22 protein-coding genes are annotated in these 26,825 nt (G+C 72.0%); 20 read left to right on the top strand and 2 right to left on the bottom strand.

The window, feature by feature from the left end:
- Positions 1-2 precede the first annotated feature (2 nt).
- From ACIBK9_RS29340 to trpA, 7 genes are all read left to right on the top strand, one after another.
- Positions 3-653, top strand: a complete 651-nt coding sequence (locus ACIBK9_RS29340) for a TIGR02234 family membrane protein (RefSeq protein WP_397162128.1) — start codon at positions 3-5, stop codon at positions 651-653.
- A 107-nt stretch (positions 654-760) separates the two neighbouring features.
- Positions 761-1,462 carry a DUF4190 domain-containing protein gene (locus tag ACIBK9_RS29335; protein WP_364331303.1) on the top strand — a complete coding sequence of 234 codons (702 nt, stop codon included), beginning with the start codon at positions 761-763 and terminating at the stop codon, positions 1,460-1,462.
- A 144-nt stretch (positions 1,463-1,606) separates the two neighbouring features.
- On the top strand, positions 1,607-2,176 hold the full coding sequence (locus ACIBK9_RS29330) for a CD225/dispanin family protein (protein WP_397162127.1): 570 nt from the start codon (positions 1,607-1,609) through the stop codon (positions 2,174-2,176).
- A 20-nt stretch (positions 2,177-2,196) separates the two neighbouring features.
- The gene (locus ACIBK9_RS29325) at positions 2,197-2,628 is read left to right on the top strand and encodes a DUF2752 domain-containing protein (protein WP_358293872.1); all 432 of its coding nucleotides are present in this window, start codon (positions 2,197-2,199) and stop codon (positions 2,626-2,628) included.
- A 119-nt stretch (positions 2,629-2,747) separates the two neighbouring features.
- Positions 2,748-3,587 carry an indole-3-glycerol phosphate synthase TrpC gene (gene trpC, locus ACIBK9_RS29320; RefSeq protein ID WP_125630391.1) on the top strand — a complete coding sequence of 280 codons (840 nt, stop codon included), beginning with the start codon at positions 2,748-2,750 and terminating at the stop codon, positions 3,585-3,587.
- A gap of 20 nt (positions 3,588-3,607) precedes the next feature.
- Positions 3,608-4,831 (top strand): tryptophan synthase subunit beta, encoded by a 1,224-nt coding sequence (gene trpB, locus ACIBK9_RS29315; RefSeq protein ID WP_397162346.1) that lies wholly within the window; start codon positions 3,608-3,610, stop codon positions 4,829-4,831.
- An 85-nt stretch (positions 4,832-4,916) separates the two neighbouring features.
- Positions 4,917-5,711 carry a tryptophan synthase subunit alpha gene (trpA, locus tag ACIBK9_RS29310; protein ID WP_358293870.1) on the top strand — a complete coding sequence of 265 codons (795 nt, stop codon included), beginning with the start codon at positions 4,917-4,919 and terminating at the stop codon, positions 5,709-5,711.
- An 82-nt stretch (positions 5,712-5,793) separates the two neighbouring features.
- On the opposite strand, the gene ACIBK9_RS29305 is transcribed toward trpA, so the two are convergent.
- Positions 5,794-7,521 carry a beta-galactosidase family protein gene (locus ACIBK9_RS29305; protein WP_397162126.1) on the bottom strand — a complete coding sequence of 576 codons (1,728 nt, stop codon included), beginning with the start codon at positions 7,519-7,521 and terminating at the stop codon, positions 5,794-5,796.
- Between the two features lie 106 nt (positions 7,522-7,627).
- On the opposite strand from ACIBK9_RS29305, the gene ACIBK9_RS29300 reads away from it, so the two are divergent.
- The 7 genes from ACIBK9_RS29300 (at position 7,628) to ACIBK9_RS29270 (ending at position 14,386) form a co-directional block, all read left to right on the top strand.
- Entirely contained in the window at positions 7,628-8,467 is an 840-nt protein-coding gene (locus ACIBK9_RS29300) for a helix-turn-helix transcriptional regulator (protein ID WP_397162125.1), read from the top strand.
- 144 nt (positions 8,468-8,611) lie between these two features.
- A complete protein-coding gene (locus tag ACIBK9_RS29295) occupies positions 8,612-9,121 on the top strand; it encodes a MauE/DoxX family redox-associated membrane protein (protein ID WP_397162124.1) in 510 nt (169 codons plus the stop codon).
- On the top strand, positions 9,093-9,857 hold the full coding sequence (locus tag ACIBK9_RS29290) for a DsbA family protein (protein WP_387666545.1): 765 nt from the start codon (positions 9,093-9,095) through the stop codon (positions 9,855-9,857). Before ACIBK9_RS29295 ends, ACIBK9_RS29290 begins: the two co-directional genes overlap by 29 nt.
- A 111-nt stretch (positions 9,858-9,968) precedes the next feature.
- Positions 9,969-10,907: a prolipoprotein diacylglyceryl transferase gene (gene lgt / locus ACIBK9_RS29285; RefSeq protein ID WP_397162123.1), complete on the top strand. Its 939-nt coding sequence runs from the start codon at positions 9,969-9,971 to the stop codon at positions 10,905-10,907.
- A complete protein-coding gene (locus tag ACIBK9_RS29280; RefSeq protein WP_387666550.1) occupies positions 10,904-11,608 on the top strand; it encodes a VIT1/CCC1 transporter family protein in 705 nt (234 codons plus the stop codon). Before lgt ends, ACIBK9_RS29280 begins: the two co-directional genes overlap by 4 nt.
- 1,019 nt (positions 11,609-12,627) lie before the next feature.
- Positions 12,628-13,635, top strand: coding sequence for a hypothetical protein (locus ACIBK9_RS29275; RefSeq protein ID WP_397162122.1), 1,008 nt, complete (start codon positions 12,628-12,630; stop codon positions 13,633-13,635).
- A gap of 160 nt (positions 13,636-13,795) precedes the next feature.
- Positions 13,796-14,386 carry a hypothetical protein gene (locus tag ACIBK9_RS29270; protein ID WP_397162121.1) on the top strand — a complete coding sequence of 197 codons (591 nt, stop codon included), beginning with the start codon at positions 13,796-13,798 and terminating at the stop codon, positions 14,384-14,386.
- A 147-nt stretch (positions 14,387-14,533) separates the two neighbouring features.
- Here ACIBK9_RS29270 and ACIBK9_RS29265 read toward each other — a convergent pair whose 3' ends face one another.
- Entirely contained in the window at positions 14,534-16,075 is a 1,542-nt protein-coding gene (locus ACIBK9_RS29265; RefSeq protein ID WP_397162120.1) for a bis-aminopropyl spermidine synthase family protein, read from the bottom strand.
- A 314-nt stretch (positions 16,076-16,389) separates the two neighbouring features.
- Between ACIBK9_RS29265 and gltB the strand changes: the two genes are divergently transcribed.
- The 6 genes from gltB to ACIBK9_RS29235 all read left to right on the top strand — a co-directional run bounded on the left by gltB (position 16,390) and on the right by ACIBK9_RS29235 (position 26,802).
- Positions 16,390-20,895, top strand: coding sequence for a glutamate synthase large subunit (gltB, locus tag ACIBK9_RS29260; protein WP_397162119.1), 4,506 nt, complete (start codon positions 16,390-16,392; stop codon positions 20,893-20,895).
- Positions 20,896-20,908: 13 nt separating this feature from the next.
- Entirely contained in the window at positions 20,909-22,387 is a 1,479-nt protein-coding gene (locus ACIBK9_RS29255) for a glutamate synthase subunit beta (RefSeq protein WP_397162118.1), read from the top strand.
- Between the two features lie 102 nt (positions 22,388-22,489).
- On the top strand, positions 22,490-23,071 hold the full coding sequence (locus ACIBK9_RS29250; protein ID WP_397162117.1) for a TetR/AcrR family transcriptional regulator: 582 nt from the start codon (positions 22,490-22,492) through the stop codon (positions 23,069-23,071).
- 90 nt (positions 23,072-23,161) lie between these two features.
- Positions 23,162-24,607, top strand: coding sequence for an MDR family MFS transporter (locus ACIBK9_RS29245; protein ID WP_397162116.1), 1,446 nt, complete (start codon positions 23,162-23,164; stop codon positions 24,605-24,607).
- Positions 24,608-24,748: 141 nt separating this feature from the next.
- Positions 24,749-26,455, top strand: coding sequence for a S8 family peptidase (locus ACIBK9_RS29240; RefSeq protein ID WP_397162115.1), 1,707 nt, complete (start codon positions 24,749-24,751; stop codon positions 26,453-26,455).
- Positions 26,452-26,802 carry a DUF2784 domain-containing protein gene (locus ACIBK9_RS29235; RefSeq protein ID WP_397162114.1) on the top strand — a complete coding sequence of 117 codons (351 nt, stop codon included), beginning with the start codon at positions 26,452-26,454 and terminating at the stop codon, positions 26,800-26,802. The genes ACIBK9_RS29240 and ACIBK9_RS29235 overlap by 4 nt, the downstream gene beginning before the upstream one ends.
- Positions 26,803-26,825: the final 23 nt, after the last annotated feature.

Here is a 26,825-nt window from a genome sequence, read left to right as displayed (position 1 = left end):
GCATGACGTCTGGTGAGGTTTCCGGCAAGGGCTCGGGGAACGGGCGGCGCGAGTTGTGGGCGTGGCTGGCGCTGACCGTCCTGGGGAGCTGCCTGGTGCTGCTGGCGGCCGGTCAGGTCTGGGTGCGGGTGCTCGGCGCGCAGGCCGCCGACGCGGCCGCGCCGACCGGCGGCGACCTGAGCCCCGTGCTCTCGCCGCTGGCGCTGGCGGGGCTGGCGGGCGTAGTGGCCGTGCCGGCGACCAAGGGCGCGGGGCGCCGGGTCGTCGGCGCGCTGGTCGCGCTCTGCGGCGCGGGCGCGGCGGCGGGCACGTGGGCGGGGCTGGCCTCGGCCACCGTGACCGGCTGGCTGCGCGAGCACAACGCGGTCCGCGCGGTGGCCGGCCTGCCCTGGGAGCCGGTGCCGGGCTGGCCGGTCGTGGCCGGGCTCGGCGCGTTGCTGCTCCTGGCCGGCGGCGTGCTGGCGGCGGTGCGCGGCGGCAGGTGGGCGGGCATGTCGTCGCGCTACGACAGGGCCGCTGACGCGACGGACGAGCGGGCGGGCGGCAGGCCGGGCGCGGTCGCGGCCACGGCCCGCAGGGGCCACGAGGACCGCGAGTTGTGGGACGCCCTCGACCGCGGCGACGACCCGACGGAGTCCCCGGAACCCCGCTGAGGTCGGTAGTTACGAAATCTCCACGGTTCTGAACCTCTGTCTGCTTGGCAAACGTTTTCTCAATAAGCTGCCGTTGCAACTCGCCAAAAGACAAGAGGAGCCAGCTCATGAGCTACGGGGACCAGGGCGGCAGCGGGGGCCACGGCGCGCAGCCCCCCGGCGGAGGTTACGGCCAGCAGCCGCCCACCGGCGGCGGCTACGGCCAGGGCCCGGCCTACGGCCAGCAGCCCCAGAGCGGCGGCTACGGCCAGCAGCCCCAGCACGGCGGGGGTTACGGTCAGCAGCCGCAGAGCGGTGGCGGCTACGGCCAGCAGCCGCAGAGCGGCGGCGGCTACAACCAGCAGCCGCCCAGCGGCGGCGGTTACGGCTACAACCAGCAGCCGCCGAGCTACCCCCAGGAGCCTTTGGGGTACGGCCAGCAGCCCCAGCCCCCGAGCGGCGGCTACGCCCAGCCGGGCTACGGCCAGCAGAACTACGGGCAGCAGGGCTACGGCCAGCCCGGCTACGGCCAGTACGGCGCCCCGCAGCAGCCCCGCTCCACCAACGGCATGGCGGTGGCCTCGCTCATCCTGGGCATCGTCGGCCTGGTCACCTGCGGCGCGACCAGCATCGTCGGCGTCGTCCTCGGCCACATCGCGCTCAACCGCATCAAGCGCACGGGGGAGGAGGGGCAGGGCATGGCGATGGGCGGCCTGGTGACCTCCTACATCATGGTCGTGCTGTTCGTGCTGTTCTGGATCTTCTTCGGCGGGTTCTGGCTGACCCTGATCGGCATCGGCTCGGCGGCCTCCGTCAGCGACTACTCGTGAACGGGCGGGGCGCAGCGTGACGCCCCGCTTGCGGTGTGATTACGAATTGTCCGCAACGTGGGCGTTAGTCCACGTAGGGAATGCTTTATCGCTAGGCTGCCGCGCGCAACTCGCTTCACGCTGACGACATGAGGAGTCACGAGCATGAGTTACGGAAACCAGGGCGACGGTGGTTACGGCGCCCAGCCGCCCGGCGGCGGTTACGGGCAGCAGCCGCCGAGCGGTGGTGGCGGCTACGGCCAGCAGCCGCCCAGCGGCGGCGGTTACGGCGGCGGCTACGGCCAGCAGCCCCCGAGTGGCGGCGGCTATGGTGAGCAGCCCCCCGGTGGCGGCTACGGCCAGCAGCCCCCGAGCGGTGGCGGCTACGGCCAGCCCCCTGGCGGCGGTTACGGGCAGCCGCCCGGTGGCTACCCCGGTGGCGGTTACGGCCCCGGTGGCGGCACCCCGCCGGACAACCAGCTGGTCCCGGCGATCCTCACCACCCTGTTCTGCTGCCTGCCCCTCGGCATCGTGGCGATCGTGAAGTCGTCGCAGGTCAACTCCAAGTGGCAGGTCGGCGACATCCAGGGCGCCATGCAGGCGGCCGAGGAGGCCAAGACCTGGTGGAAGCGCAGCCTGATCTTCGGCGCCATCGCCATCGTCCTGCTCATCATCTTCTACGTGGTGGTGTTCGTGCTGCTCGCCGCCTCGACGAGCAGCTACGGCTCGTACTGACGGACTGGGATACTGACGGCATGGACATCGCAACAACCGGGCGGCGGGGGACGGGGCGGCTGAAGGGCCTGCTCGCGCCGCTCGGTGTTGCGGCCGCGGCGGGGGCCGTGGTCGGCGTGGTCGGCGTGGTCGACCCCAACCAGCCCGGCCACTACCCGACCTGCCCGTTCCTGTGGGTCACCGGCCTCTACTGCCCGGGCTGCGGCACGCTGCGCACGATCCACGCGCTGGCCCACCTCGACCCGCTGGCCGCCCTGGGGCTCAATCCGCTGGCCGTCGCCATGATCCCGTTCCTGCTGTTCTGGTGGGGCCGGTGGGTCGTACGGGCGTGGCAGGGCAGGCCGCGGCGCACCACTTTGGCCCATCCGGCGTGGCTGTGGGCCTTCCTCGGGGTCGTGATGGTCTACTGGGTCGTCCGAAACCTCCCCTTCGGGGCGTTCCTCGCGCCGTAGTACGGGCCCTGTGGCGAGGTGACCCCGGTGGGGCCGATACCATCGCAGGACAAGGCCGAGAGCGGACGCGAGGCGAACTCTCTGCCACCCCCACTGTCAACCGGAGGGACCCCAAGCGCGTGAGTGAGCGGACGGAAGGACCGAGTGTCCTCGACGACATCCTCGAAGGGGTGCGCGCCGATCTCGCCGCACGTCAGCAGGCCGTGTCGATCGACGAGCTCAAGCGGCGAGCCGAGCGGGCCCAGGGGCCCAGAGACGCGATGGCCGCCCTTGGGGGTGACAGGATCTCGGTGATCGCCGAGGTCAAGCGGTCGAGCCCGTCGAAGGGCGCGCTCGCCGCCATCGCCGACCCCGCCGCGCTCGCGGCCGACTACGAGGCCGGCGGCGCCCACGTGATCAGCGTGCTGACCGAGCGGCGCAAGTTCGGCGGCAGCCTGGAGGACCTGGCGGCCGTCCGCGCCCGCGTCGACATCCCCATCCTGCGTAAAGATTTCATCCTCACCTCCTACCAGCTCTGGGAGGCCCGGGCCCACGGCGCCGACCTGGCGCTGCTGATGGTCGTCTGCCTGGAGCAGGAGGCGCTGGTGTCGCTGATCGAGCGGGCCGAGTCCATCGGGCTCACCCCGCTGGTCGAGGTGCACACCGAGGAGGAGCTGGAGCGGGCGGTCGCCGCCGGGGCGCGGGTCATCGGGGTCAACGCGCGTAATTTGAAGACTCTTGAGGTCGACCGCGACGTCTTCGCGAAGCTGGCGCCGAAGATCCCGGATAATGTGATCAAGATCGCCGAGTCGGGCGTGCGCGGCCCGCACGACCTGCTCGCCTACGCCAGGGGTGGCGCCGACGCCGTCCTGGTGGGGGAGAGCCTGGTCACCGGCAAGGATCCGCGCAAGGCCGTGGAGGCGCTGGTGACCGCCGGCGCTCACCCGTCGACGCGCCCCGACCACTCAGCAGAGGGATAGCAGTGGCTAACGAAGGCTCCATCCTCAGCGCCGCCGACCTGGCCGGCGGCGCGGCGTACGGCAACGACCCCGACCTGCACGGCAAGTTCGGCATCTTCGGCGGCCGCTACGTGCCCGAGGCGCTGATCCCCGCGCTCGACGAGGTGGCCGCCGTCTACGACAAGGCCAAGACCGACCCCGAGTTCCTGCGCGAGTTCGACCACCTGCTGCGCACCTACGCCGGCCGGCCGACCACGCTGACCGACGTCGCGCGCTTCAGCCAGGAGGCCGGCGGCGCGCGTATCGTGCTCAAGCGGGAAGACCTCACCCACACCGGCGCCCACAAGATCAACAACGTGCTCGGCCAGGCGCTGCTGACCAGGCGCCTGGGCAAGAAGCGGGTGATCGCCGAGACCGGCGCAGGCCAGCACGGCGTGGCCACGGCCACCGCGGCCGCCCTGCTCGGCCTGGAGTGCGTCATCTACATGGGCGCGGTCGACTGCGAGCGCCAGGCGCTCAACGTGGCCCGGATGAAGCTGCTCGGCGCCACCGTGGTGCCCGTCCACAACGGCTCCAAGACGCTGAAGGACGCCATCAACGAGGCGTTCCGCGACTGGGTGACCAACGTCGACACCACCCACTACCTGTTCGGCACCGTCGCCGGGCCCCACCCGTTCCCCGAGATCGTGCGCGACTTCGCCCGCATCATCGGCGTCGAGGCCCGTCGCCAGATGCTGGAGCTGACCGGCGGGCTGCCCGACGCGGTGTGCGCGGCGGTCGGCGGCGGCAGCAACGCCATCGGCATCTTCCACGCCTTCATCGGCGACGAGGGCGTGGCCCTGCACGGCTACGAGGCGGCCGGCCACGGCCTGGAGAGCGGCGAGCACGCGCTCACCCTCACCGCCGGTTCGGTGGGCGTGCTCCACGGCTCGCGCACGTACGTGCTCCAGGACGACGAGGGCCAGACGATCGAGTCCCACTCGATCTCGGCCGGCCTCGACTACCCGGGCGTCGGCCCCGAGCACGCCTGGCTGAAGGACTCCGGCCGCGCCACCTACCACGGCATCACCGACGACGAGGCCATGGCGGCGTTCTCGCTGCTGGCCAGGACCGAGGGCATCATCCCGGCCATCGAGTCCTCCCACGCGCTGGCGGGCGCGCTGAAGCTGGGCCGCGAGCTCGGCCCCGACTCGACGATCCTGGTCAACCTGTCCGGGCGCGGCGACAAGGACATGGGCACCGCCATGAAGTACTTCAACCTCTGACGCCCCCGGCAGCGCGGCGCGGGTGACCGGACGACGGCCTGCGGCAGGGCATCATGGTGGGACTCGACCTTCGAAACGGACAGACATGACGACTCTTCAGACGGTTTTCGCCAAGGCGAAGGCGGACAACCGGGCCGCGCTCGTCGGCTACCTGCCTGCCGGCTTCCCGTCCAAGGACGGCGCGATCGCCGCCGCCGCGGCCCTGGTCGAGGCGGGCTGCGACGTCATCGAGATCGGCCTGCCCTACTCCGACCCGCTCATGGACGGGCCGACGATCCAGGACGCGGTGCACCGCTCGCTGCTCAACGGCACCCGCATCGCCGACGTGATGCGCACCGTCGAGGGGGTCGCCGCCACGGGGGCCGCCACGCTCGTCATGACGTACTGGAACCCGATCGACCGCTACGGCGCCGACCGGTTCGCCCGTGACCTGGCCAACGCGGGCGGCGTGGGCACGATCACGCCCGACCTGACGCCGGAGGAGTCCGAGCCGTGGCGCACCGCCTCGGCCGAGGCGGGCATCGACACGGTGTTCCTGGTGGCGCCCAGCTCCACGGAGGAGCGCATCAAGGCCGTGGTCGACTGCTGCACCGGCTTCGTCTACGCCGCCTCGCTGATGGGCGTCACAGGCGCCAGGGAGAGCGTGAACTCGGCGGCCGAGGGCCTGGTCAAGCGCACCCGCGCGCACACCGACCTGCCCGTCTGCGTGGGCCTGGGCGTCGGCACGGGCGCGCAGGCGGCCGAGGTGGCCCGCTACGCCGACGGCGTGATCGTGGGGTCGGCGTTCATCCGCCGCATCCTCGACGCGCCCGACGAGGCCGCCGGGCGCGAGTCGATCATGGCGCTGGCCGGCGACATGGCCCGCGGCGTGCGCCGCTGAGCCCTCTGCGGGCTGTCCCGATCATCACGAAGGCGCGTCCCCTGAGCAGGGGGCGCGCCTTCGTCATGTCGTGCCGGCGAGGTCAGCCCAGGTCGGGTTCCGCGCGCAGTTCCAGGGCCGGGCCCACCTGGTCCAGCTCCAGGACGACGATCTCGTTCGTCCCGGCGCGCAGCAGCGGGGCCGGGACGTAGAGGGTGCGCTGCGGGCCGCGGTCCCAGTAGCGGCCCAGGCAGAAGCCGTTCACCCAGACGTACCCCTTGCCCCAGCCGGGCAGCGCCAGGAACGTGTCGGCGGGCTCGTCCACCTCCAGGACGAACCGGAAGAACGACCTGGGCCCGGCCTGCGAGCCGTCGGCGAACGGCACCGCGGAGACGTCCTGCAGCGGGATCGGCCGCGCGCTCCACCCGTTCAGGTACTGCTGGTGGTGCAGGACGCCGCCGGTCAGGCCCTTGCTCTCGCCGGTCAGCGGCCCGTAGTTCGTCCGTCCCATCGACTCCACCAGCAGCTCCACCGTGGCGGGGCCGGACACCGTCACCTCCGGCTCCTCGGCGTCGCGCTCGAACACCCCGGCGAGCCGGCCGTCCACGAACACGTGCGCCCGGTCGCGCAGCCCGGGCAGCCGCAGCCGGTACGCGCCGCGCGGCCCCGGCACCTCCGCCCGGTACAGCACCAGCCCGTGCTCCAGCCCCAGCTCCTCGAACGACGGCGGCACCGGCGCGCTGGTCCCCGGCCCCGCCACCGCCTCCAGCGCGTCGCCCAGGGACACCGACTGGACCGGCCGCAGCGTCGCCGGCGGCAGCGCGGCCGGGACCGGCGGCACCGCGGGCGGCTCGCCCGCGTACCGCGACAACACCTCGCGGAAGCGCCAGAACTTCTCGGTGGGCGCCCCGCGCTCGTCGATCGGCGCGTCGTAGTCGTAGGAGGTGACGGTCGGCCGCCAGTCGCCCATCGCCCGCTCGCCGGCCTGGTTGGCGCCCGCCCAGGTGCCGAAGTTGGTGCCGCCGTGCGCCATGTACAGGTTCACCGACGCGCCGAGTTCGAGGATGCGCTCCAGGACGGCGGCCGCGTCACCGGCGTCGCTGGTCATGTGCTTGTGGCCCCAGTGGTCGAACCAGCCGCACCAGAACTCCATGCAGAACGGCGGGTCGTCCGGCCGGTGCTCGCGCAGCGCGGCGAAGGCCCGGTCGGGGTCGGAGCCGAAGTTCACCGTGGCCAGCACGCCCGGCAGGGTGCCGCCGGTCAGGTACCAGTCGGCCGGGCCGTCGGAGGTGAACAGGGGCACCTCGACGCCCCTGGCCGTCAGGCCGTCGGCCAGGTGGCGCAGGTAGGCCAGGTCACTGCCGTAGGAGCCGTACTCGTTCTCCACCTGGATCATGATCACATTGCCGCCGCGGGTCACCTGCCGCTCGACGACCTGCGGGAGCAGCCGGTCGAAGTAGCGGTCCACGTGGCCCAGGTACTCGGGGTCGCAGGTCCTGATCCGGCCGGTGAGCCAGGCGGGCAGGCCGCCGTTGTCCCATTCGGCGCAGATGTAGGGACCCGGCCGGACGATCGCCAGCAGCCCCTCCTCGGCCGCCGCGTCCAGGAACGCGCCCAGCTCCTCCATCCGGCGGAACTCGCCCCTGCGCGGTTCGTGCAGGTTCCACGGCACGTACGTCTCGACGGTGTTCAGCCCCATCGCCCGCAGCATCGCCAGCCGGTGCCGCCACTGCCCGGGATGCACCCGGAAGTAGTGCATGGCGCCCGACAACACCCTGAACTCCGCACCGTCGAGCCGGAACACTCCGTTCTCGACCGAGAAAACACCCATAACTGTTCCTCCGATAGGATTTCGCGCCCCGCAACCCTGCCAAGACCGCAGGTCAACGGCCATGGACAAACCCAGACAACCTGTTGGACTCACCCGCGGAGACCGGATGACCCCGCCCTACGACAAGTGGATGCAGTACCTGACCCCCGGGCCCGCCCATCGCGGGCTCGGCCTGGTGTGCCTCGGCGTCGGACGGCAGGAGGGGCGGCTGCCCACGGTCGGGCCGCGCACCCTGCAGCACCACGTGGCCGTCCTGGTGACCGCGGGCCGCGGCTGGTTCTCCCAGGGGGAGGGGCCCGTCGTCGACGTCGTCGCGCCCGCCGTCATCTGGCTCCTGCCCGGCGTACGCCACCACTACGCGCCCGACGAGGCCGGCTGGGACGAGTGGTTCGTCGACTTCGCCGGCCCCGCCGCCACCGCCTACCAGGACCTCGGCTTCGTGGACGCCGGCAACCCGGTCACCCCGCTCACCACGGCGGAACCGGCCGCCCACGCCATCGGCCGCATCGCCCAGGCGTGCCGCAGGGGAGGCCCGTACCTGGAGGTGGAGACCTCGGCCATCGTGCACGAGGTCCTGGTCGCCCTCAGGCGCAGCCGCGCCGACGAGGACCCCTACGGCGACCCGGTGCTGGCCGGGCTGGCCAGGGACGCGTGCCTGCCGGTGCCGGTCGCCGAGCACGCCAGGCGCCTCGGCATGCCGCTGACCGAGCTGCGCCGCGCCGTGCGCCGGCTGGCCGGGTGCAGCCCCAAGGACTACGTGCTGTCCATCAGACTCAACCGGGCCAAGGACCTGCTGGCCACCACCGACCTGCCGGTCGCCGCCGTGGCCCGGCGCGTCGGCTACGACGACCCGGCCTATTTCACCAGGTTGTTCACCCGCCGCGCCGGTCTGCCGCCGAGCGAATTCCGGGCGCAGCAGTATCGTGGACTTCCTACCATTTCATGAACGGGACTCTGCCTTAGCCGACGCTTATCCCGAGCGTGATCGGATGATGTCCCGGTACTGTGCGCATTCCCGGCGCAGAGAAAGAGGAGATCACCCGTGGCCGCGTCACAACCGTCACACAACGGCAGATCGGCGATACCCTGGGTGACGACCGTCGCCCGGCTGATCCTGGGGGGCGTGCTGATCGCGGCGGGGGCGCTGAAGATCGGCAAGTCGTCCGACTCCGTGGTCGCGGTCAAGGCGTACCAGCTGCTGCCCGAGTCGATCGCCGAGATGGTGGGCCACGTCCTGCCGATCCTGGAGATCGTCGTCGGCGTGCTGCTGGTCGTCGGTCTGCTGACCAGGGTGGCAGCGGTGATCGCCGCGCTGCTCATGTTCGCCTTCGTGTTCGGCATCGCCTGGGCCTGGGCGCACGGCCTGCGGATCGACTGCGGCTGCTTCGGCGGCGGCGGCCAGCTGGAGACAGGACAGGAGCCGGCCTACCTGCTCGACATCCTGCGCGACTTCGGCCTGGTGCTGCTCGGCGCATGGACGGCCCGCTTCCCGCCGGGACGGTTCGCCCTCGACGGGGCGCTCGGACTGGCGGGTGCCGTGGAGGACACAGGTGACGAAGAGGAGATCGAGGATGAGCAAGGCGCAGCGCACCAAGTCTGACGGGAACATGTCGGCGCGCGAGAAGATCAGAGAGCAGCAGGCGGCGGCCCGCGCCCAGGAGAAGCGCAAGAAGCTGGTGACCTACACCACGGCGGCGGTGGTCGCGGTGGCCGCGGTCGGCCTCGGCGCGTGGTGGTCGATCAGCTCCTCCAAGTCGGAGCAGGCCGGGGCCGACCTCGCGCCGATCACCCTGCAGCCCGACGGCAGCGCCGTGATGGCCAAGGCGGGCGTGACGCAGCCGGTGGTCGACATCTACGAGGACTTCCAGTGCCCGGTCTGCAAGGAGCTGGAGCGGGTCAGCGGTTCGACCTTCAAGAACCTGGCCGCCGAGGGCAAGGCCAAGGTCGTCTTCCACCCGATCACGATCTTCTCCAGGGAGCCGACGAAGGGCAACTCCGTACGCGCGGCGGCGGCCGCCCGCTGCGTCGCCGACGGCAAGCAGTGGATGGCCTTCCACGACCTGATCTACAAGAACCAGCCGGCCGAGACCGTCGAGGGGTTCAAGACCGACCAGCTCGTCGAGTGGGGCAAGGAGGCCGGGGTCACCTCGCCCGATTTCGAGAGTTGCGTCACGTCCCAGAAGCACGCTCCCGCCGTGCTGACCGACAGCTCGAAGATCATGTCGGCGCAGTCGATCGAGGGCACGCCCACCGTGAAGCTCAACGGCACCAGCATCGGCGAGGCGGCGTTCTCGCCGCAGCAACTTCGCGATGCGGTCACGAAGGCCGCCAAGTAGCCGCAGGCTGCGCTACCCTCACCTGACATGCCCCTAGCCTCGATTCCCAGCCCTTCCCAGGGGGTCTGGTATCTCGGAATCATCCCGATCCGGGCCTATGCCCTGTGCATCGTGCTCGGCGTCGTCGTCGCCGTCTGGCTGAGCGAGCGGCGCTGGGTCGCCCGCGGCGGCCAGAAGGGGACGATCATCGACATCGCCGTCCCCGCGGTGATCTTCGGTCTGATCGGCGGCCGGCTCTACCACGTCATCACCGACTGGCAGACCTACTTCGGCAGCCGTGCGATCAAGGAGCCGTACCAGGCCCTGTTCATCTGGGAGGGCGGGCTCGGCATCTGGGGCGCGATCGCGCTCGGCGGCGTCGGCGTGTGGTGGGCCGTGCGCAAGCGCGGCATCTCCATGAGCGCCGTCGCCGACACGGTCGCGCCGGGCATCGCCTTCGCGCAGGCCATCGGCCGCTGGGGCAACTGGTTCAACCAGGAGCTCTACGGCGGCCCGACCACGCTGCCGTGGGGCCTGGAGATCGACGTCGACCACGGCGGCGAGCCGGGCGTGCTGTACCACCCGACCTTCCTGTACGAGTCGCTGTGGGACGTCGCGCTCGGCTTCCTGCTCATCCTGGCGGGCAAGCGGTTCGCGCTGCGGCACGGGCGGCTGTTCGCCCTCTACGTCGCCGGGTACACGCTGGGCCGCTTCTGGATCGAGGGCCTGCGCATCGACCCGGTCGGCGGGGTCGACCACGCGGTGACCTTCCTCAGCCTGCGGCTCAACCAGTGGACGTCCATCGTGCTGTTCGTCGGCGCGCTGGTCTACCTCTGGCTGACCAGGAACAAGGACACCGAGGAGCGGGTCGTGCCGCTCGACCTGGCGGTCGATCCGGCGCACGAGAGCGGCCAGGCCGATCCCGGCTCGTCCGACGCGCCGGCCGCCGTGGCGGCCGAGCCCGCCGAACCCGGCGAACCCGCTGAGCCCGGCGAACCCGCTGAGCCCGGCGAACCCTCCGACACCGACGCGGACGACGATGCCGCGACGAAGGAGAAGAACCCGCGATGACCGGCGGCGCGGAGATCCACCATCGCCATCGCGACGTCAGCGGGGGCTGGTTGCGGCCCTCGGTGTTCGGCGCGATGGACGGCCTGGTGTCGAACTTCGCGCTCATCGCCGGGGTCGCGGGCGGCACCGCCACCACCAAGGTCGTCGCCCTCAGCGGCGTGGCCGGGCTGGCCGCCGGGGCCCTGTCCATGGCGGGCGGCGAGTACGTCTCCGTGGCAAGCCAGCGCGAACTGGCCCAGGCCGAGATCGCCGTCGAGCAGCGGGAGCTCGCCGGCAACCCGGAGGCGGAGCTGGCCGAGCTGGCTCAGTCGTTCGTGGACAAGGGGGTGGAGCCCGACCTCGCCGCGGCGGTGGCCGGGCAGATCTCCCGCAATCCCGAGCGGGCCCTTGAGATCCACACCCAGAACGAGCTGGGTGTCGTTCCCGGCGCGCTGCCCTCGCCGAAGGTGGCGGCGGTGTCGTCGTTCCTGTCGTTCAGTGTGGGGGCGGTGCTGCCGCTCCTGCCGTACCTGTTCGGAGTCGAGGGGCTTACCTTGTCGGCCGTGGTGTCGTGCGCGGCGTTGTTCGGGGCGGGCGCGCTGGTGTCCGCCGTGACGGCGCGCAGCTGGTGGTACTCGGGGTTGCGTCAGCTCGTGGTGGGCGCGGTGGCCGCGGGGATCACGTACGGGCTGGGCAATCTGATCGGGGCGTCAGGACTGTGAGATCGGGACGACGCTCCGGCGACTCCGCCGACTCCTCCGGCACCGGCCCCAACACTCCGGGCACCGGCGGCGCCTCCGGCGGGTATGGCGGTGCTCCTGGCACCTATGACGCTTCCGGCCGTTCCGGCGGTGGTCCTGGGGCTTATGACGGTTCCGGCCGTTCCGGTGGTGGTCCTGGGGCTTATGACGGCTCCGGTCGTTCCGGCGGTGCTCCTGGCGCGCCCGGTGCTTCCGGCGCTGCTGGCGGGGTCGGTGGCGGCGGGCGAGCCGGTGGTTCGCGTGGCGGGCGTGGCGCGGGGTCCGGGAGGGCTCGTCGCCGTTCCGCTGCTCGCGCCGCTGAGGCCGCGGCCCCCGAGCAGCCGGCGACCGGTGGCGACGGCGGCCAGAACCTCTGGGCGGCCCGCCGCGCCGCCCGCCCCCAACAGCCCGCCGACGCGGGCTGGGCCGCCCGCCCACCCGCCCCCCAGGGGCCCGACGCTTCCTGGCCCTCTCAACCCGCCCCTCAGGGCTCCGACGCACAGTGGGCGGCTCGTTCCGGGTCACAGGGCTCGAACGCGCAGTGGCCCGCCGGTCCCGCCGCCTCTCAGGGGTCGAACGCGCAGTGGCCTGCTGGTTCCGGCTCGCAGGGGTCTGACACGCAGTGGCCCGCCGGCTCCGGCGCGCAGGGGTCGGACACGCAGTGGGCGGCTCGTGGTGATGTGCAGGGATCCGACGCTCGGTGGGCGGCTCGTGGTGAGCGGAGTGACGGTCATCGGCCCGCGTCCCCGGCTTCCGATGCCGGATGGGCCGCGCAGCCCGCCGCGCCGGAGGCGTCCACGCCCGCCGACGACGCCGACGCACCGCGCGGCAGACGTTCCCAGCGGGGCAGACGTTCCCAGGCAGCCGCGGAGTCCGGCCGGGGCAGGCGTGCCCAGGAGGGCGGAGAGGCGTCCCGGGGGAGACGCGCCCACGACGGTGGGGAGACGGCTCGCGGGAGGAGGCGGGCGCCGGACAACGACGACTCCGTCTGGGCCGCGAGCATGGACGACCTGGCGGAGGCCGCCCGTACGGGCCGTCGCAGCACGGCCACCGACGGCGGCGAGCAGTCGCATCCGGGACGCCGGAGCGCCCCCGCGGACGGCGGCGGGCCCGACGACGCAGCCGAGGGCTTCGCCGCGTTCGGGGCGTCGGGATCGTCCGCGGAGTCCGGAAGGACCGGGGAGTCCGCGGAGTTCCCGACCGGCTCCGGGTCACGCAAACGGCGCCGCACACCGCGCTCCGACTGGCAGTTCCCCGTGCTCACCGAGTGGGGCCTGCGTCCGGAGCAGCAGCGGCTGATCGTCATCATCGCCACGGTCATCGGCGTCGTCGCGGGCGCGACGGGGCTGGTGGCGGTCGTCAGCTCGCTCGGCGACTACGCCCCCGAGCGGGAGGCCAGCGCCGCCGTCCTCGGCCCGGACGCCGCCATGCCCATGTCCTACCAGGGCTGGAGCTCGCCCAAGCTGTTCGCGGCCCTGGCCGACCGGGCCAAGGACAGCCGGGAGCTCACCGACAAGGAGGTGTTCGGGCAGAGCGAGCTCGCGGTCTCCAAGAAGCTCACGCTCAAGCTCGCCGCCAAGCGCATCGACGCCGACTGCTCGGCCGCCCTGTGGGGCACGGCCCTGCTGGAGAAGGTGGCCGACGCCGACTGCCTCCAGGCGGCCCGCGGCCTGTACGTCAGCTCCGACGGCCGCTACGTCGGCCAGTACACGCTGCTCAACCTCAAGGACGGCCAGTCGGCCGGCGACCTGGTCGAGTCCCTCAAGACGCTCTACCGGGGCGGCTGGGCACGGCCGTTGACCTCGTCGAAGGCGGCCTTCCCGGCGGGCGGCTACTCCGAGGGCGGCGGCTACGCGCTCGGCCACTACGTCGGCCTCGTCTGGCTCGGCAAGACCGACGGACTCGACCCCACCGCCCGGGACGACTTCGTCTCCGTCACCCTGGCCCTGCGCGGCGCCGAGAAGTCCGTCTACCGCCGCGTCGTCGCGATCACGGGCCCGGCCTCGTGACGTCGCCTCGCGCGGCCGCGATCAAGGGAGCGGCCCTGATGGCCCACGTCGGGGGTGCGGTCGTGCTGTCCCGCGTCGGGGGTGCGACTCTGATGTCCCGCGTCGGGGGTGCGGTTGTGCTGTCCCGCGTCGGGGTGGGGTTCGCGGAGGCGGTCGCGTGATGTCCCGTCGTGTGGTCGTGGTGGCGGGGGTGGCCGTGGGGGTGCTGGCGGTCGCCGTGGCCGGGTGGTTGTGGCTGCGTCCGGGGGAGCCGCGGCCGGCCGCCTTCCGGGGCGAGCCCACCTCGGCCTTCTACGCGGCCGTCGACTCCCGTCAGGCCGACGCCGCGCCGCTGACCGCGCAGGAGGTCTTCACCGCTGAGACGCAGGCGCTCGGCGCGCTGCGGCGGGTCTCCACGCAGGAGCACGACGACTGCGACGAGGTGCTGTGGGGAGCGTCGGCGTCCGGGTGCACGCAGGTGCTGGCGGCGGCGTACGAGGGCGACGGGCTGGCCGGGCAGTTCGCCATCTTCAACCTGCCCGACGGGCGCGCGGCCGACGCCCTGGTGGCGGCCCTGGGCAAGGACGGCTTCGTCCGGCAGGACGCCGCGTTCGACGCCGCCCGCAGCCGTGCCCAGGCGCGGGCCATGGGCCACTACGTGACGGTCAGCTGGGCGGGCGGCACGGTCTCCGCCGACGGCCTGGTCACGGCCCTGGTCGCCCTCGACGGTCTCGGCCGCGTGGTCCAGAACCGCATCCTCGCCGCCACCTGACCGTCCACCCCCCCCATCCGGCCACCTGCCCGCTCGAAGGGGCGCCGCGGGTCGCCTGCTGCTCGGAGGGTCGCGGTCGTCCGGCGGTTCGGCCGTCCTTCCGCCGCCCACCCACGACGCCGCTTCCGTCAGACGCCTTGCGCGGAGTCAGGGGGTTGTGGTGGTGAGGGCGGTGACGGTGGTGGCGACGGCGGCGGGGAGATCGGCCAGGCGGTGGAGGGGGGCTTCCAGCGGGGTCAGGTCGTCGGACCAGGGAGCCGTCTGGCGGATGAGGGTGCGGGCCTCGTTCTTGGTGAGCGCCGTGCCCTGGTCGCGGGCCGCCGCGATGAGGGCCTCCCGCCAGGTGTTGGCGAGTTTGGCGTGGCCGTTGTCGAGGATCCTGCGCAGCACCGCGTCGGCCGATCCGGCGGGTTGCGGGCGGCGTACGGCGTCGAGCGCCCCGCCCGTCCGGCGGAGCTCGTAGACGCCGGACAGCGCCTCGGGCAGCGGCGGCAGGTCGGCCCCCCACACGCGCACGTGCCCGGCGCGGGTGGCGAGCAGCACGCGGGGAAGCGCCGCCTCCAGCCCCGGCGGCAGCGCGACGGCGACCCGCTCGACGGCCGCCGCGTACGGCTTGGCCAGCCAGGTCGCCAGCCGCACCCGGGGCTGGGGCAGCTCCTTGGGCCACTCGCCCACCAGCAGGTCAGCCTCGAACCCGGCCAGATCGGACGCCGGGGCCGCCGCCGGGGCCGACTCGACCGACTGGGGGCCCTGGGTGTAGATGGCCGTGGCCTGACGGCCCAGCCGGGCGTTGACCGCCGGGCGGGTCTTGGTCGTGGGACGCAGCAGGTAGAGGTCGGCCGCCGAGCCGATCGCCTCCGCCCCGAAATAGCGATTGAAATCCGGATAGATCGCCTCGTAGGCGAGGTTGAGCTCCGACAACGCCTGCTGGACCTTGAAGGCCAGCATCGGCGTACGCTCGCTGGCCCCGTACGCCACCAGCACCCGCCCGTCGTCCTTCAGCCCCTCCACGGCGCGCGCCGTGAACAGCCCGATCCCCTCCGGCGTGTACGGCGGGTCGGTGAACGCCAGGTCGTGCTCCCGCGCCGAGGCCGGCAGCCCGAGCCGCAGGTCGGCCCAGCGCGTGCGGACCCCGAGCCCCTGCTCGTCGATGTAGGCCAGGATGCGCTCGTCGACGTCGACCACCGTGACGTCGGTCTCGGGATGGACCAGCTTGACGGCCAGCGAGGTCAGGTCGTGGTCGCCGACGCACAGCAGCCGCGCCCCGGGCAGCCAGAACCGCGCCCCGAGCAGCAGCGCGCGCCGCAGGGCCGTCTCCGGGGTCGCCGAGACGTGGTCGAGCACGTGACGGGCCCGCGGCGCGCCCGCGACCAGCGCGGTCAGGCGTTCGAGCACGCCGGGGTAGTGGGGGAGCAGGTGGGCCACCGGGTCTTCGGGCGGCGGCGCCATGGCCAGCAGGTCCTGGTAGGCGGGCGTGTCGCCGGGCGGCACCCGGAACCTCTCGCCCGAGCGCTCCAGGCGCACCTCGCGCAGCAGGGCCTCGACGGTCCGCCTGGAGGTGGCGGTCTCCCTGACCAGGCCGGCCAGGGACCACCACTGGCCGTCGCACAGGAGGGTGAGGGCGTGCCGCAGCCGCCTGCCGTCGACGCCCGCCTCGGCGAGCAGGCGCTCCACGCCGTCACGATCCATGCGCCAACCCTATCGAGGGGCGGGCCCGGCTCCGGCCGCCCGCCGGGGAGGGCCGGGCTCGTCCGCAAGGAGCTTTCCGGGGCTCGTGAGGGCCTTGGGACAACAGGGGCGTGACCTGGGAATTCTGATGGCCGGGTCCGGGGTTTGGGATGGGGAGTTCGGATGCTGGAACCGTGCGCAATGTTCGCAATGCGGACGTGGCGGGCACCATTCCGGCATCGTGCGGTAATCTCTACCCACGATATGCAGCAGGGCCAACGTCGTCCCCGCCTGTAGAGCAGTTCTTGACAGACGAAGACGACGGGAGGGATTCAATGCCTGCTGCCCACCTCGGATTCCCCGAGCCTCAGGGCCTCTACCACCCCGCCAACGAGCATGATGCCTGCGGTGTCGCCATGGTCGCCGACGTCGCCGGACGCCGTGGGCACACGATCGTGGTCAAGGCGCTGACGGCGTTGTGCAATCTCGATCACCGGGGAGCCAAGGGTAGCGAGCCGGACACCGGCGACGGAGCCGGGATCCTGACGCAGATCCCCGATGGGTTCTACCGCGCGAGCGTGCCGTTCGCGCTGCCCGAGGCCGGCGCGTACGCGACCGGCATCGCCTTCCTGCCGGCCGACGAGCAGGCCAGGGCCGTCGCCGTCGGCCTGATCGAGGAGATCGCGGCCGAGGAGGGCCTCACGGTGCTGGGCTGGCGGGACGTCCCCGTCGACCGCGCCCTGCCGGGCCCGAGCGCCCGCGCCGTCATGCCGCACTTCGCCCAGCTCTTCGTGTCGAGCCCCGGCGGCGAGCAGGGCCTCGACCTCGACCGGCTGGCCTTCTGCCTGCGCAAGCGGTCCGAGCACGAGGCGGACGTCTACTTCCCCTCGCTGTCGGCCCGCACGGTGGTCTACAAGGGGATGCTCACGCCCGACCAGGTGGAGCCGTTCTTCCCCGACCTGAGCGACGAGCGTTACGAGAGCGCGATCGCGCTGGTGCACTCGCGCTTCTCCACCAACACCTTCCCGAGCTGGCCGCTGGCCCACCCCTACCGGTACGTGGCGCACAACGGCGAGATCAACACGGTCAAGGGCAACCGCAACTGGATGCGGGCCCGCGAGGCGATGCTGGCATCGGCCCACATCCCGGGCGACATCTCGCGGCTCTTCCCGATCTGCGACCCCGACGGCAGCGACACCGCCAGCTTCGACGAGGCGCTGGAGCTGCTGCACATCGGCGGCCGGAGCCTGCCGCACGCGGTGCTGATGATGATCCCCGAGGCGTGGGAGAACCACACCGAGATGGATCCGGCGCGCCGCGCCTTCTACGAGTTCCACTCCTCCCTGATGGAGGCGTGGGACGGCCCGGCCTCGATCACGTTCACCGACGGCACCCTGGCCGGGGCCGTGCTGGACCGCAACGGGCTGCGTCCCGGGCGGTTCTGGGTGACCGCCGACGGGCTGGTCGTGCTGGCCTCGGAGGCCGGCGTGCTGGACTTCAAGCCCGAGGACGTCGTCCGCAAGGGCCGCCTGCAGCCGGGCCGCATGTTCCTCATCGACACCGCCCGCGGCAAGATCATCGAGGACGACGAGATCAAGGCCGAGCTGGCCGCCGCGCACCCGTACGAGGAGTGGCTGCACGCCGGGCTGGTCAGGTTCGAGGAGCTGCCCGCGCGGCAGCGGGAGATCCCCACGCACGAGGCGCTGGTCAAGCGGCAGCAGACCTTCGGCTACACCGAGGAAGAGCTGCGCATCATCCTGTCGCCGATGGCCAGGTCCGGTGCCGAGCCGATCGGCTCGATGGGCACCGACACGCCGGTCGCGGTGCTGAGCGAGAAGCCGCGGCTGCTGTTCGACTACTTCACGCAGCTGTTCGCCCAGGTCACCAACCCGCCGCTGGACGCCATCCGGGAGGAGCTGGTCACCTCGCTGGCCAGCGTGCTCGGCCCCGAGGGCAACCTGCTCGACCCGGGCCCGACCTCCTGCCGCCAGCTCGTGCTGCCGTACCCGGTGATCGACAACGACGAGCTCGCCAAGATCATCCACATCAACGACGAGCACGACCTGCCGGGCTTCCACCCGCACGTCATCAGCGGCCTGTACGAGGTCGCCGGCGGCGGGCAGGCGCTGCTCGGCCGCCTTGAGGAGATCAGGGCCGAGGCGTCCAGGGCCATCGCCAACGGCGCGCGCATCATCGTGCTGTCCGACCGCGGCTCCTCCGACACGCTCGCCCCGATCCCGTCGTTGCTGCTCACCGGCGCGGTGCACCACCACCTGATCCAGGAGAAGACCCGGACCAAGATCGGTCTCGTCATCGAGACCGGCGAGGCCCGCGAGTGCCACCACATGGCGCTGCTCATCGGCTACGGCGCCGGCGCGGTCAACCCGTACCTGGCGATCGAGACCGTCGAGGACCTGGTCGACACCGGTGTGCTGCAGATCGGCAAGCACAAGGCGGTGCGCAACCTGATCAAGGCGTACGGCAAGGGCGTCATCAAGGTCATGTCCAAGATGGGCGTGTCCACGGTGGCCTCCTACACCGGCGCGCAGATCTTCGAGGCGCTCGGCCTGAGCCAGGAGGTCATCGACGCCTGCTTCACCGGCACGACGTCCCGCCTGGGCGGCGTCGGCTTCGACGTGCTGGCCGAGGAGACCGCCCAGCGCCACCGCCACGCCTACCCGCGGGCGGAGAACGCCCACCGCAGGCTCCAGGTCGGCGGCGAGTACCAGTGGCGGCGCGAGGGCGAGCCGCACCTGTTCAACCCCGAGACCGTCTTCAAGCTGCAGCACGCCACCCGCACCCGCCGCTACGAGATCTTCAAGGAGTACACGAGCCTCGTGGACTCCCAGGCCGAGCGGCTGATGACCCTGCGCGGCCTGTTCAAGCTGCGCAAGGGCCAGTCGATCCCGATCGACGAGGTCGAGCCGGTCGAGAGCATCGTCAAGCGCTTCTCCACGGGCGCGATGTCGTACGGCTCGATCTCGATGGAGGCGCACGAGACGCTCGCCATCGCGATGAACCGGCTCGGCGGCAAGTCCAACACCGGCGAGGGCGGCGAGGACCCCGAGCGCCTGTACGACGCCACCCGCAGGTCGGCGATCAAGCAGGTCGCCTCCGGCCGGTTCGGCGTCACCAGCGAATACCTGGTCAACGCGGCCGACCTGCAGATCAAGATGGCCCAGGGGGCCAAGCCCGGCGAGGGCGGCCAGCTGCCCGGCCACAAGGTCTACCCGTGGATCGCCAAGACCCGCCACTCCACGCCCGGCGTCGGCCTCATCTCGCCGCCGCCGCACCACGACATCTACTCGATCGAGGACCTGGCCCAGCTCATCCACGACCTGAAGAACTCCAACCCGGAGGCCAGGGTCCACGTGAAGCTGGTCGCCGAGGTCGGCGTCGGCACGGTCGCGGCGGGCGTGTCCAAGGCGCACGCCGACGTGGTGCTCATCTCCGGCCACGACGGCGGCACCGGCGCCTCGCCGCTGACCTCGCTCAAGCACGCGGGCGCGCCCTGGGAGCTCGGCCTGGCCGAGACCCAGCAGACGCTGCTGCTGAACGACCTGCGCGACCGCATCGTCGTGCAGGTGGACGGCCAGCTCAAGACCGGCCGCGACGTCGTCATCGCCGCCCTGCTGGGCGCCGAGGAGTACGGCTTCGCCACCGCCCCGCTGGTCGTCTCCGGCTGCGTGATGATGCGGGTCTGCCACCTCGACACCTGCCCGGTGGGCGTGGCCACGCAGAACCCCGAGCTGCGCAAGCGCTTCAGCGGCAAGCCCGAGTTCGTGGTCAACTTCTTCGAGTTCATCGCCCAGGAGATCCGCGAGTACCTGGCCGAGCTGGGCTTCCGCTCGCTCGACGAGGCGATCGGGCACGTCGAGATGCTCGACACGACGGCCGCCGAGAACCACTGGAAGGCCGGCGGCCTCGACCTGTCGCCGATCCTGCACCAGCCCGACCTGCCCGCCGGCACGCCCAAGCGGCGCACCGTCGAGCAGGACCACGGCCTGGAGCACGCCCTCGACAACACCCTGATCCAGCTCGCCGAGGGCGCGCTCAACGACGGCACCCCGGTCACGATGGAACTGCCCATCCGCAACGTCAACCGCACGGTCGGCACGATGCTCGGCTACCAGGTGACCAAGCGGTACGGCGGCCAGGGCCTGCCCGAGAACACCATCGACATCGCCTTCACCGGCTCGGCGGGCAACTCCTTCGGCGCGTTCGTGCCCCGCGGGATCACGCTGCGGCTGACCGGCGACGCCAACGACTACCTCGGCAAGGGCCTGTCGGGCGGGCGGATCACCGTCCGGCCGCACGAGGAGGCGCCGCTCGACGGGCACATCATCGCCGGCAACGTCGCCCTGTACGGCGCCACGTCCGGCGAGGTGTTCGTCCGCGGGGTGGTCGGCGAGCGGTTCTGCGTCCGCAACTCCGGGGCCACGGCGGTCGTCGAGGGCGTGGGCGACCACGGGTGCGAGTACATGACCGGCGGCCGGGTCGTCGTGCTCGGGGCGACCGGGCGCAACTTCGCGGCCGGCATGTCCGGCGGCGTGGCGTACCTGCTCGACCTGCGGCCCGAGCGGGTCAACCGGGAGATGGTCGCCATCGAGACGCTGACCGAGCAGGACGCGGAGTTCCTGAAGGAGACGGTCGAGAAGCACTTCGCCGAGACCGCGTCCCCGGTGGCCAAGCAGCTGCTGGCCGACTGGGACGCCGCGCTCGCCCGGTTCGGCAAGATCATGCCGACCGACTACAAGAGGGTGCTGGCGGCCGCCGAGGCCGCCCGCGCCGAAGGCAGGGACATCGACGAGGCCGTCATGGCGGCTGCGGTTCAGGGCTAGGGAGGCGTACTCGATGGCTGACCCCAAGGGTTTTCTCACGCACGAGCGGGAGCTGCCGGCGCGCCGCCCGGTCGACGTCCGCATCAGCGACTGGCGGGAGGTCTACCAGGACTTCCCGCAGGAGAAGCTGACCAGGCAGGCGGCCCGCTGCATGGACTGCGGCATCCCGTTCTGCCACAACGGCTGCCCGCTCGGGAACCTCATCCCCGAGTGGAACGACCTCGTGTACCGCACCGACTGGCGCGAGGCGATCGAGCGGCTGCACGCCACGAACAACTTCCCGGAGTTCACCGGCAGGCTCTGCCCGGCTCCGTGCGAGGCGGCGTGCGTGCTCGGCATCAACTCCGACCCGGTGGCGATCAAGCGGGTCGAGGTCGAGATCATCGACCGCGCGTTCGCCGAGGGCTGGGTGACCCCGCAGCCGCCGCGGGTGCGCACCGGCAAGAAGGTGGCCGTCGTCGGCTCGGGCCCCGCGGGCCTGGCCGCCGCCCAGCAGCTCACCAGGGCCGGGCACGACGTGGTGGTGTTCGAACGCGCCGACCGCCTCGGCGGCCTGCTGCGGTACGGCATCCCCGAGTTCAAGATGGAGAAGCGCCACATCGAGCGGCGCCTGGAGCAGATGCGGGCCGAGGGCACCAGGTTCCGCACCGGCGTCGACGTCGGCGTCGACGTCACCGCGGCCGAGCTGCGCGAGCAGTTCGACGCGGTGGTGCTGTCGGGCGGCGCCACCCAATGGCGTGACCTGCCGGTCGCCGGACGCGAGCTCAAGGGCGTCTACCAGGCGATGGAGTACCTGCCGCTGGCCAACAAGGTCCAGGAGGGCGACTACGCGGTCGCGCCGGTCTCGGCCGAGGGCAAGCACGTCGTGGTGATCGGCGGCGGTGACACCGGGGCCGACTGCATCGGCACCGCGATCCGGCAGGGCGCCGCGTCGGTGACCCAGCTGGAGATCATGCCGCAGCCGCCCGCGTCCCGGCCCGGCAACCAGCCGTGGCCGACGTTCCCCATCCTGTTCAAGATGGAGAGCGCGCACGAGGAGCTGGCCGACGGCGGCGGGGAGCGCGTCTACGCGGTCTCCACCACCGAGTTCGTCGGCGACGAGGAGGGCAACGTCAGGGCGCTGCGCCTGGTCGAGGTCGAGGGGCCGCAGAACGGCTTCAAGCCGATCCCCGGCACCGAGCGGGAGATTCCGGCCGAGCTGATCACCCTGTCCATGGGCTTCCTCGGGCCGGAGAAGGGCGCCCTGCTGGAGGACCTGGCCGAGGTCGCGGGGGAGGGCTTCTACGACGCCCGCGGCAACGTCGCCCGGGACAAGACGTACATGTCGAAGGTGGACGGCGTGTTCGTGGCCGGTGACATGGGCCGCGGGCAGTCGCTCATCGTGTGGGCCATCGCCGAGGGCCGTTCGGCCGCCTCGGGCGTCGACCGGTACCTGAGCGGGGAGACGGCGCTGCCGTACCCGATCCTGCCGACGGCGCGTCCGCTGGTCTGACCTGCGCGAAGGGCCCCGGAGCCGGACGGCTCCGGGGCCCTTCGTCATTTGCACAGTCTGCAAGTCTTGCAGGCTGTGCAAATTCTGCGTAGAGTGCAACGCATGGAGAGTCCGGAACAGCGCCGTGAGCGCCGCAGGGCCGAGAAGCGGCAGGCCATCCGGCTGGCCGCGGTGCGGCTGGCGCTCGACGAGGGCCTCGACGCCGTGACCGTCGAGGCCGTCAGCGCGGCGGCCGACATCTCGCCCCGCACGTTCTTCAACTACTTCGCCTCCAAGGAGGAGGCGCTCGTCATGGAGCCGATCTGGCGGCCGGACGACGTCGTCGCCCTGCTCGCCGACCGGCCGGCCGACGAGCCCGCCTTCCTGTCGCTCAAGACGGTGGCCCGGGAGCTCGCCGTGCGCGTGCGCCCGGTCTGGGACACCATGCAGCCGTTCATGGAGCTCAACAACCGTTACCCCGAACTGGCCGCCAGGGCGCGCGCCGCCGACCAGACCCAGATCATGGAGACGGTCCTCGGCGCCGTGCGGGCCAGGCCCGGAGTGACCGGCGGCATCCACGCCCGGATGCTGCTCATCACGACGTTCGGCGCGATGATCTCGGCCATCCAGGAGTCGGCGGCCACGGACGAGCCGGTCGAAGAACTGCTCGACGAGGCGTTCGCGCTGCTCGAACGCGGACTCTGACACCTCCGGAAAGAAAGCGGCGATCGGGGTGGCACCCCCGACCGCCGCGGATTCCTCCTGCCCTCGCGAAAGAAGCAAGGAGACAACTGAATGGTATCGACAATCGCCCAGGAGGCCCCACCGCGGCGCGGCCTCCTGCTCAGCATGGGCTCGCTCCTGCTGTGCCTGTTCCTGGCCGCCGTCGACCAGACGGTGGTGGCCACCGCCACCCCCACCATCGTGGGCGAGCTGAACGGCCTGGAGAACGTGTCGTGGCTGGTCACGGCCTTCTCCCTGACCTCCGGCATCGTCGCGCCCCTCTACGGCAAGCTCAGCGACATGTACGGCCGCCGCCGCCTGTACCTGTCGGCCATCGCCCTGTTCCTCGCCGGCTCGGCCCTGTGCGGACTCGCCCAGACGATGGCCCAGCTCATCGCCTTCCGCGCCTTCCAGGGCATCGGCGCCGGCGGCCTGATGGTGCTGACCCTGGCGATCTCGGCCGACATCGCCACCCCGCGCGAGCGCGCCAAGTTCCAGGGGCTGTTCGGGGCGGTGATCGGCGTGGCCGCCGTCCTCGGGCCGGTCATCGGCGGCTACCTCACCGAGCACGTCTCCTGGCGCTGGATCTTCTACATCAACCTGCCGCTCGGTGCGGTCGCGCTGGCGGTCGCGTTCGCCGTGCTCCGGCTGCCGCGGCGCACCTCGCCGCACCGGATCGACTGGCCGGGGGCCGCGCTGATCTCCGGGGTGCTGACCTGCCTGACGCTGTTCGCCTCGTGGGGCGGGACGACGTACGCGTGGACCTCGCCGGTCGTCGTCGGGCTGGGCGTGGGGGCGGTCGTGCTGGCGGGGCTGTTCGTGCTGGTGGAGCGGAGGGCGCAGGAGCCGGTGCTGCCGCTCGGGCTGTTCCGCGACCGCACGCTCACGATCGCCACGGCGACCATCGTGCTGATGGCCACCGGGATGGTGGGGGCGGCCACCTTCCTGCCGCTCTACCTGCAACTCGCCGCCGGGGCCAGCGCGTCGAACTCGGGGCTGCTGCTGCTTCCCCTGATGGCGGGCATGATCGCCGCCTCGGCCGTCGCGGGGCGGCTGGTGACCCGGCTGGGGACGTACAAGTGGGTCGTGGTGACCGGGGCGGCGCTGGCGACGGTGGCCGCGTTCCTGTTCTCGACCATGGGGCTGGGGACCGGGGCGGTCACGTCCGGGCTGTACATGGTGCTGTTCGGGGTCGGGCTCGGCATGGTGCTGCAGAACCTGATGCTGGCCGTCCAGGTCAGCGCGCCCGCCGCCGACCGGGGCGCGGCCACGTCGGTGGTGTCCTTCGCCAGGAACGTGGGCGGCGCCGTGGGGGTGGCCGTGCTCGGGGGCGTCTTCAGCGGCAGGCTGGGGCAGGCGGCCCTGGTCTCGGGGGTCGCGGGTGCGGTGCCCGAGTCCGTACGGCCGGCGTTCGCCGAGGCGGTCACCGGGGTCTTCGCGTGGATCACGCCGGTCATGCTGGTCGGGGTCGTGCTGCTGGCCTGCCTGCCGAACGTGCGCCTGCACCGCGACGCCTGACCCCGTACGACGCGGGCTCCACACGAAACCACCCCAGAGCCCGCGTCACCCCCCATCTGCCGAAATTTCACACCTAAGTTGCATCAGCCGTTGAGTGTCGGGAAGATGCAGATTCTGCGACAGTCGGTGGATGGGGGAGCAATGCGGCGAGTCGCCTCTGGCCTGACGGCGCTGGCCGTCGCCGCCGCGCTGACCGCGTGCTCGGCCGCCGCGGGCGACCGGGCCACCCCCGAGGAGCCCGCGCAGGACGGCCCCACCAGCTCCGCGCAGCCCACGCAGTCCGGCGCGACCTCCCGCACCGGCCAGAACCAGAACCTGGTCTTCTACGCCGACGGCAAGCAGGGCCAGGCCCTGGCGGCCGTCAAGCGCGCCGGCGGCACGGTCGTCGAGGAGGACAGCAAGCTCGGCTACGTGCTCACCCAGGGCGGCGGCGACGGTTTCGCCGAGAGCGTCGGCGCCGACCCGGCCGTCGTCGGCGTCTCACCCGACCGCCGCGTCATCGGCTCCACCTCCTCCCGCGCCGCCCGCCCCGCGGGCAGGGGCTTCCCCGACGCCGGATCCATGGCCGGGAAGGGCCTGGCCCAGGAGCCCCTGGCCCACCTGCAGTGGGACATGAAGATGATCGGCGCCGACCGGGCCAACGCCAAGGCCCCCGGCGACAAGAAGGTGCTGGTCGGCGTCATCGACACCGGCGTCGACGGCAAGCACCCCGACATCGCGCCCAACTTCGACCGCGAGCTGAGCCGCAACTTCGTCACCGACAAGCCCAAGGACGAGCGCGGCGAGACCCTGGACGGCCCCTGCGAGGTCCCCTCCTGCAAGGACCCCGTGGACGAGGACGACGACGGCCACGGCACCCACGTCGCCAGCACCATCGCCTCCCCGATCAACGGCATCGGCATCGCCGGCGTCGCCCCGGACGTGCGGATCGTCAGCATCAGGGCCGGCCAGGACTCCGGCTTCTTCTTCCTCAAGCCCAGCCTCGACGCCCTCACCTACGCCGCCGACATCGGCGTGGACGTCGTCAACATGAGCTACTACGTCGACCCCTGGCTGTTCAACTGCGCCGCCAACCCGGCCGACACCAAGAAGGAGCAGCTCGAACAGCGGGCCGTCGTCGTCGGCATGCAGCGCGCCCTCGACTACGCCCGCGGCAGGGGCGTCACGCTCATCTCGGCCCTCGGCAACGGCTCCACCGACCTCGGGCACCCCACGGCCGACAAGCAGAGCCCCGGCTACCCGCGCGGCGACGAGAAGACCCGCAAGATAGACAACTCGTGCGTCAACGTGCCCGCCGAGTCCAAGGGCGTGATCTCGATCTCCGCCGTCGGGCCGTCCGGACGCAAGGCCGTCTACAGCGACTACGGCCTGGAGCAGACCGACCTGGCCGCCCCCGGCGGCGACGCGCTGGACGGCAAGGGCGCGCAGGCCAGCCGGTCGATCCTGGCCGCCGCCCCCGAGCACGTGCTCAAGGCCGGCGGCCGGATCGACGCCTCCGGCAAGCCCAAGGGCGCCGACGTCGTGCGCGACTGCCACAAGGGCGCCTGCTCCTACTACCAGTACCTCGACGGCACCTCCATGGCCGCCCCGCACGCCACCGGCGTCGCGGCCATCCTGATCAGCCGGTTCGGCAAGCCCGGCCCCGGCGGCCTGTCCATGGACCCCGCCACCGTCGAGGACCTGCTCTACCGGACCGCGACGCCCGTGGCCTGCCCGACCCCGCGCGCCTACGTCTACAAGGTGTACGGCGAGAACGAGACCCATCAGTGCGAGGGCGACCAGGCCAAGAACGGCTTCTACGGGCACGGCGTGGTGAACGCCTGGAAGGCGGCCACCATAGAGCCATGATGTACCGCCTGCTCGCGGACGCGGTGATGGTGACGCACTTCGCCTTCCTCGCCTACGTGGCCGTGGGCGGGTTCCTGGCCTGGCGGTGGCGGTGGACGATCTACCTTCACCTCGCGGCCGTCGGCTGGGCCGTGGTGACTCTCGTCACTCACGTGGACTGCCCGCTGACCGTCGCCGAGGACTGGGCGCGGCGCAGGGGAGGGCTGCCGGGCCTGCCGCCGAGCGGCTTCGTCGACCATTACCTCGAAGGTGTCGTCTACCCTGAACAGTACGCGAACTTGGTACGGCTCGGACTCGCCGTTCTCGTGTTGTTCTCCTACGCCGGGTACGTTCTCCGTCGTCAGTGACTGCCAAGTGGTCTGTACCAATT

The organism is Nonomuraea sp. NPDC050227, assembly GCF_044459705.1.
Lineage (GTDB): Bacteria > Actinomycetota > Actinomycetes > Streptosporangiales > Streptosporangiaceae > Nonomuraea.
Note: the sequence above shows the minus strand (reverse complement) of the source record. Positions and strands in the feature narration are given on the sequence as shown.

Bases quoted from the DNA above. Each gene is read 5' to 3' on its own strand.
- ACIBK9_RS29340 (WP_397162128.1), top strand. From the start codon at position 3: ATGACGTCTGGTGAGGTTTCCGGCAAGGGCTCGGGGAACGGGCGGCGC.
- ACIBK9_RS29335 (WP_364331303.1), top strand. From the start codon at position 761: ATGAGCTACGGGGACCAGGGCGGCAGCGGGGGCCACGGCGCGCAGCCC.
- ACIBK9_RS29330 (WP_397162127.1), top strand. From the start codon at position 1,607: ATGAGTTACGGAAACCAGGGCGACGGTGGTTACGGCGCCCAGCCGCCC.
- ACIBK9_RS29325 (WP_358293872.1), top strand. From the start codon at position 2,197: ATGGACATCGCAACAACCGGGCGGCGGGGGACGGGGCGGCTGAAGGGC.
- trpA (WP_358293870.1), top strand. From the start codon at position 4,917: ATGACGACTCTTCAGACGGTTTTCGCCAAGGCGAAGGCGGACAACCGG.
- ACIBK9_RS29305 (WP_397162126.1), bottom strand. From the start codon at position 7,521: ATGGGTGTTTTCTCGGTCGAGAACGGAGTGTTCCGGCTCGACGGTGCG.
- ACIBK9_RS29300 (WP_397162125.1), top strand. From the start codon at position 7,628: ATGACCCCGCCCTACGACAAGTGGATGCAGTACCTGACCCCCGGGCCC.
- ACIBK9_RS29290 (WP_387666545.1), top strand. From the start codon at position 9,093: ATGAGCAAGGCGCAGCGCACCAAGTCTGACGGGAACATGTCGGCGCGC.
- ACIBK9_RS29280 (WP_387666550.1), top strand. From the start codon at position 10,904: ATGACCGGCGGCGCGGAGATCCACCATCGCCATCGCGACGTCAGCGGG.
- ACIBK9_RS29275 (WP_397162122.1), top strand. From the start codon at position 12,628: ATGGACGACCTGGCGGAGGCCGCCCGTACGGGCCGTCGCAGCACGGCC.
- ACIBK9_RS29270 (WP_397162121.1), top strand. From the start codon at position 13,796: ATGTCCCGTCGTGTGGTCGTGGTGGCGGGGGTGGCCGTGGGGGTGCTG.
- ACIBK9_RS29265 (WP_397162120.1), bottom strand. From the start codon at position 16,075: ATGGATCGTGACGGCGTGGAGCGCCTGCTCGCCGAGGCGGGCGTCGAC.
- gltB (WP_397162119.1), top strand. From the start codon at position 16,390: ATGCCTGCTGCCCACCTCGGATTCCCCGAGCCTCAGGGCCTCTACCAC.
- ACIBK9_RS29255 (WP_397162118.1), top strand. From the start codon at position 20,909: ATGGCTGACCCCAAGGGTTTTCTCACGCACGAGCGGGAGCTGCCGGCG.
- ACIBK9_RS29250 (WP_397162117.1), top strand. From the start codon at position 22,490: ATGGAGAGTCCGGAACAGCGCCGTGAGCGCCGCAGGGCCGAGAAGCGG.
- ACIBK9_RS29245 (WP_397162116.1), top strand. From the start codon at position 23,162: ATGGTATCGACAATCGCCCAGGAGGCCCCACCGCGGCGCGGCCTCCTG.
- ACIBK9_RS29240 (WP_397162115.1), top strand. From the start codon at position 24,749: ATGCGGCGAGTCGCCTCTGGCCTGACGGCGCTGGCCGTCGCCGCCGCG.
- ACIBK9_RS29235 (WP_397162114.1), top strand. From the start codon at position 26,452: ATGATGTACCGCCTGCTCGCGGACGCGGTGATGGTGACGCACTTCGCC.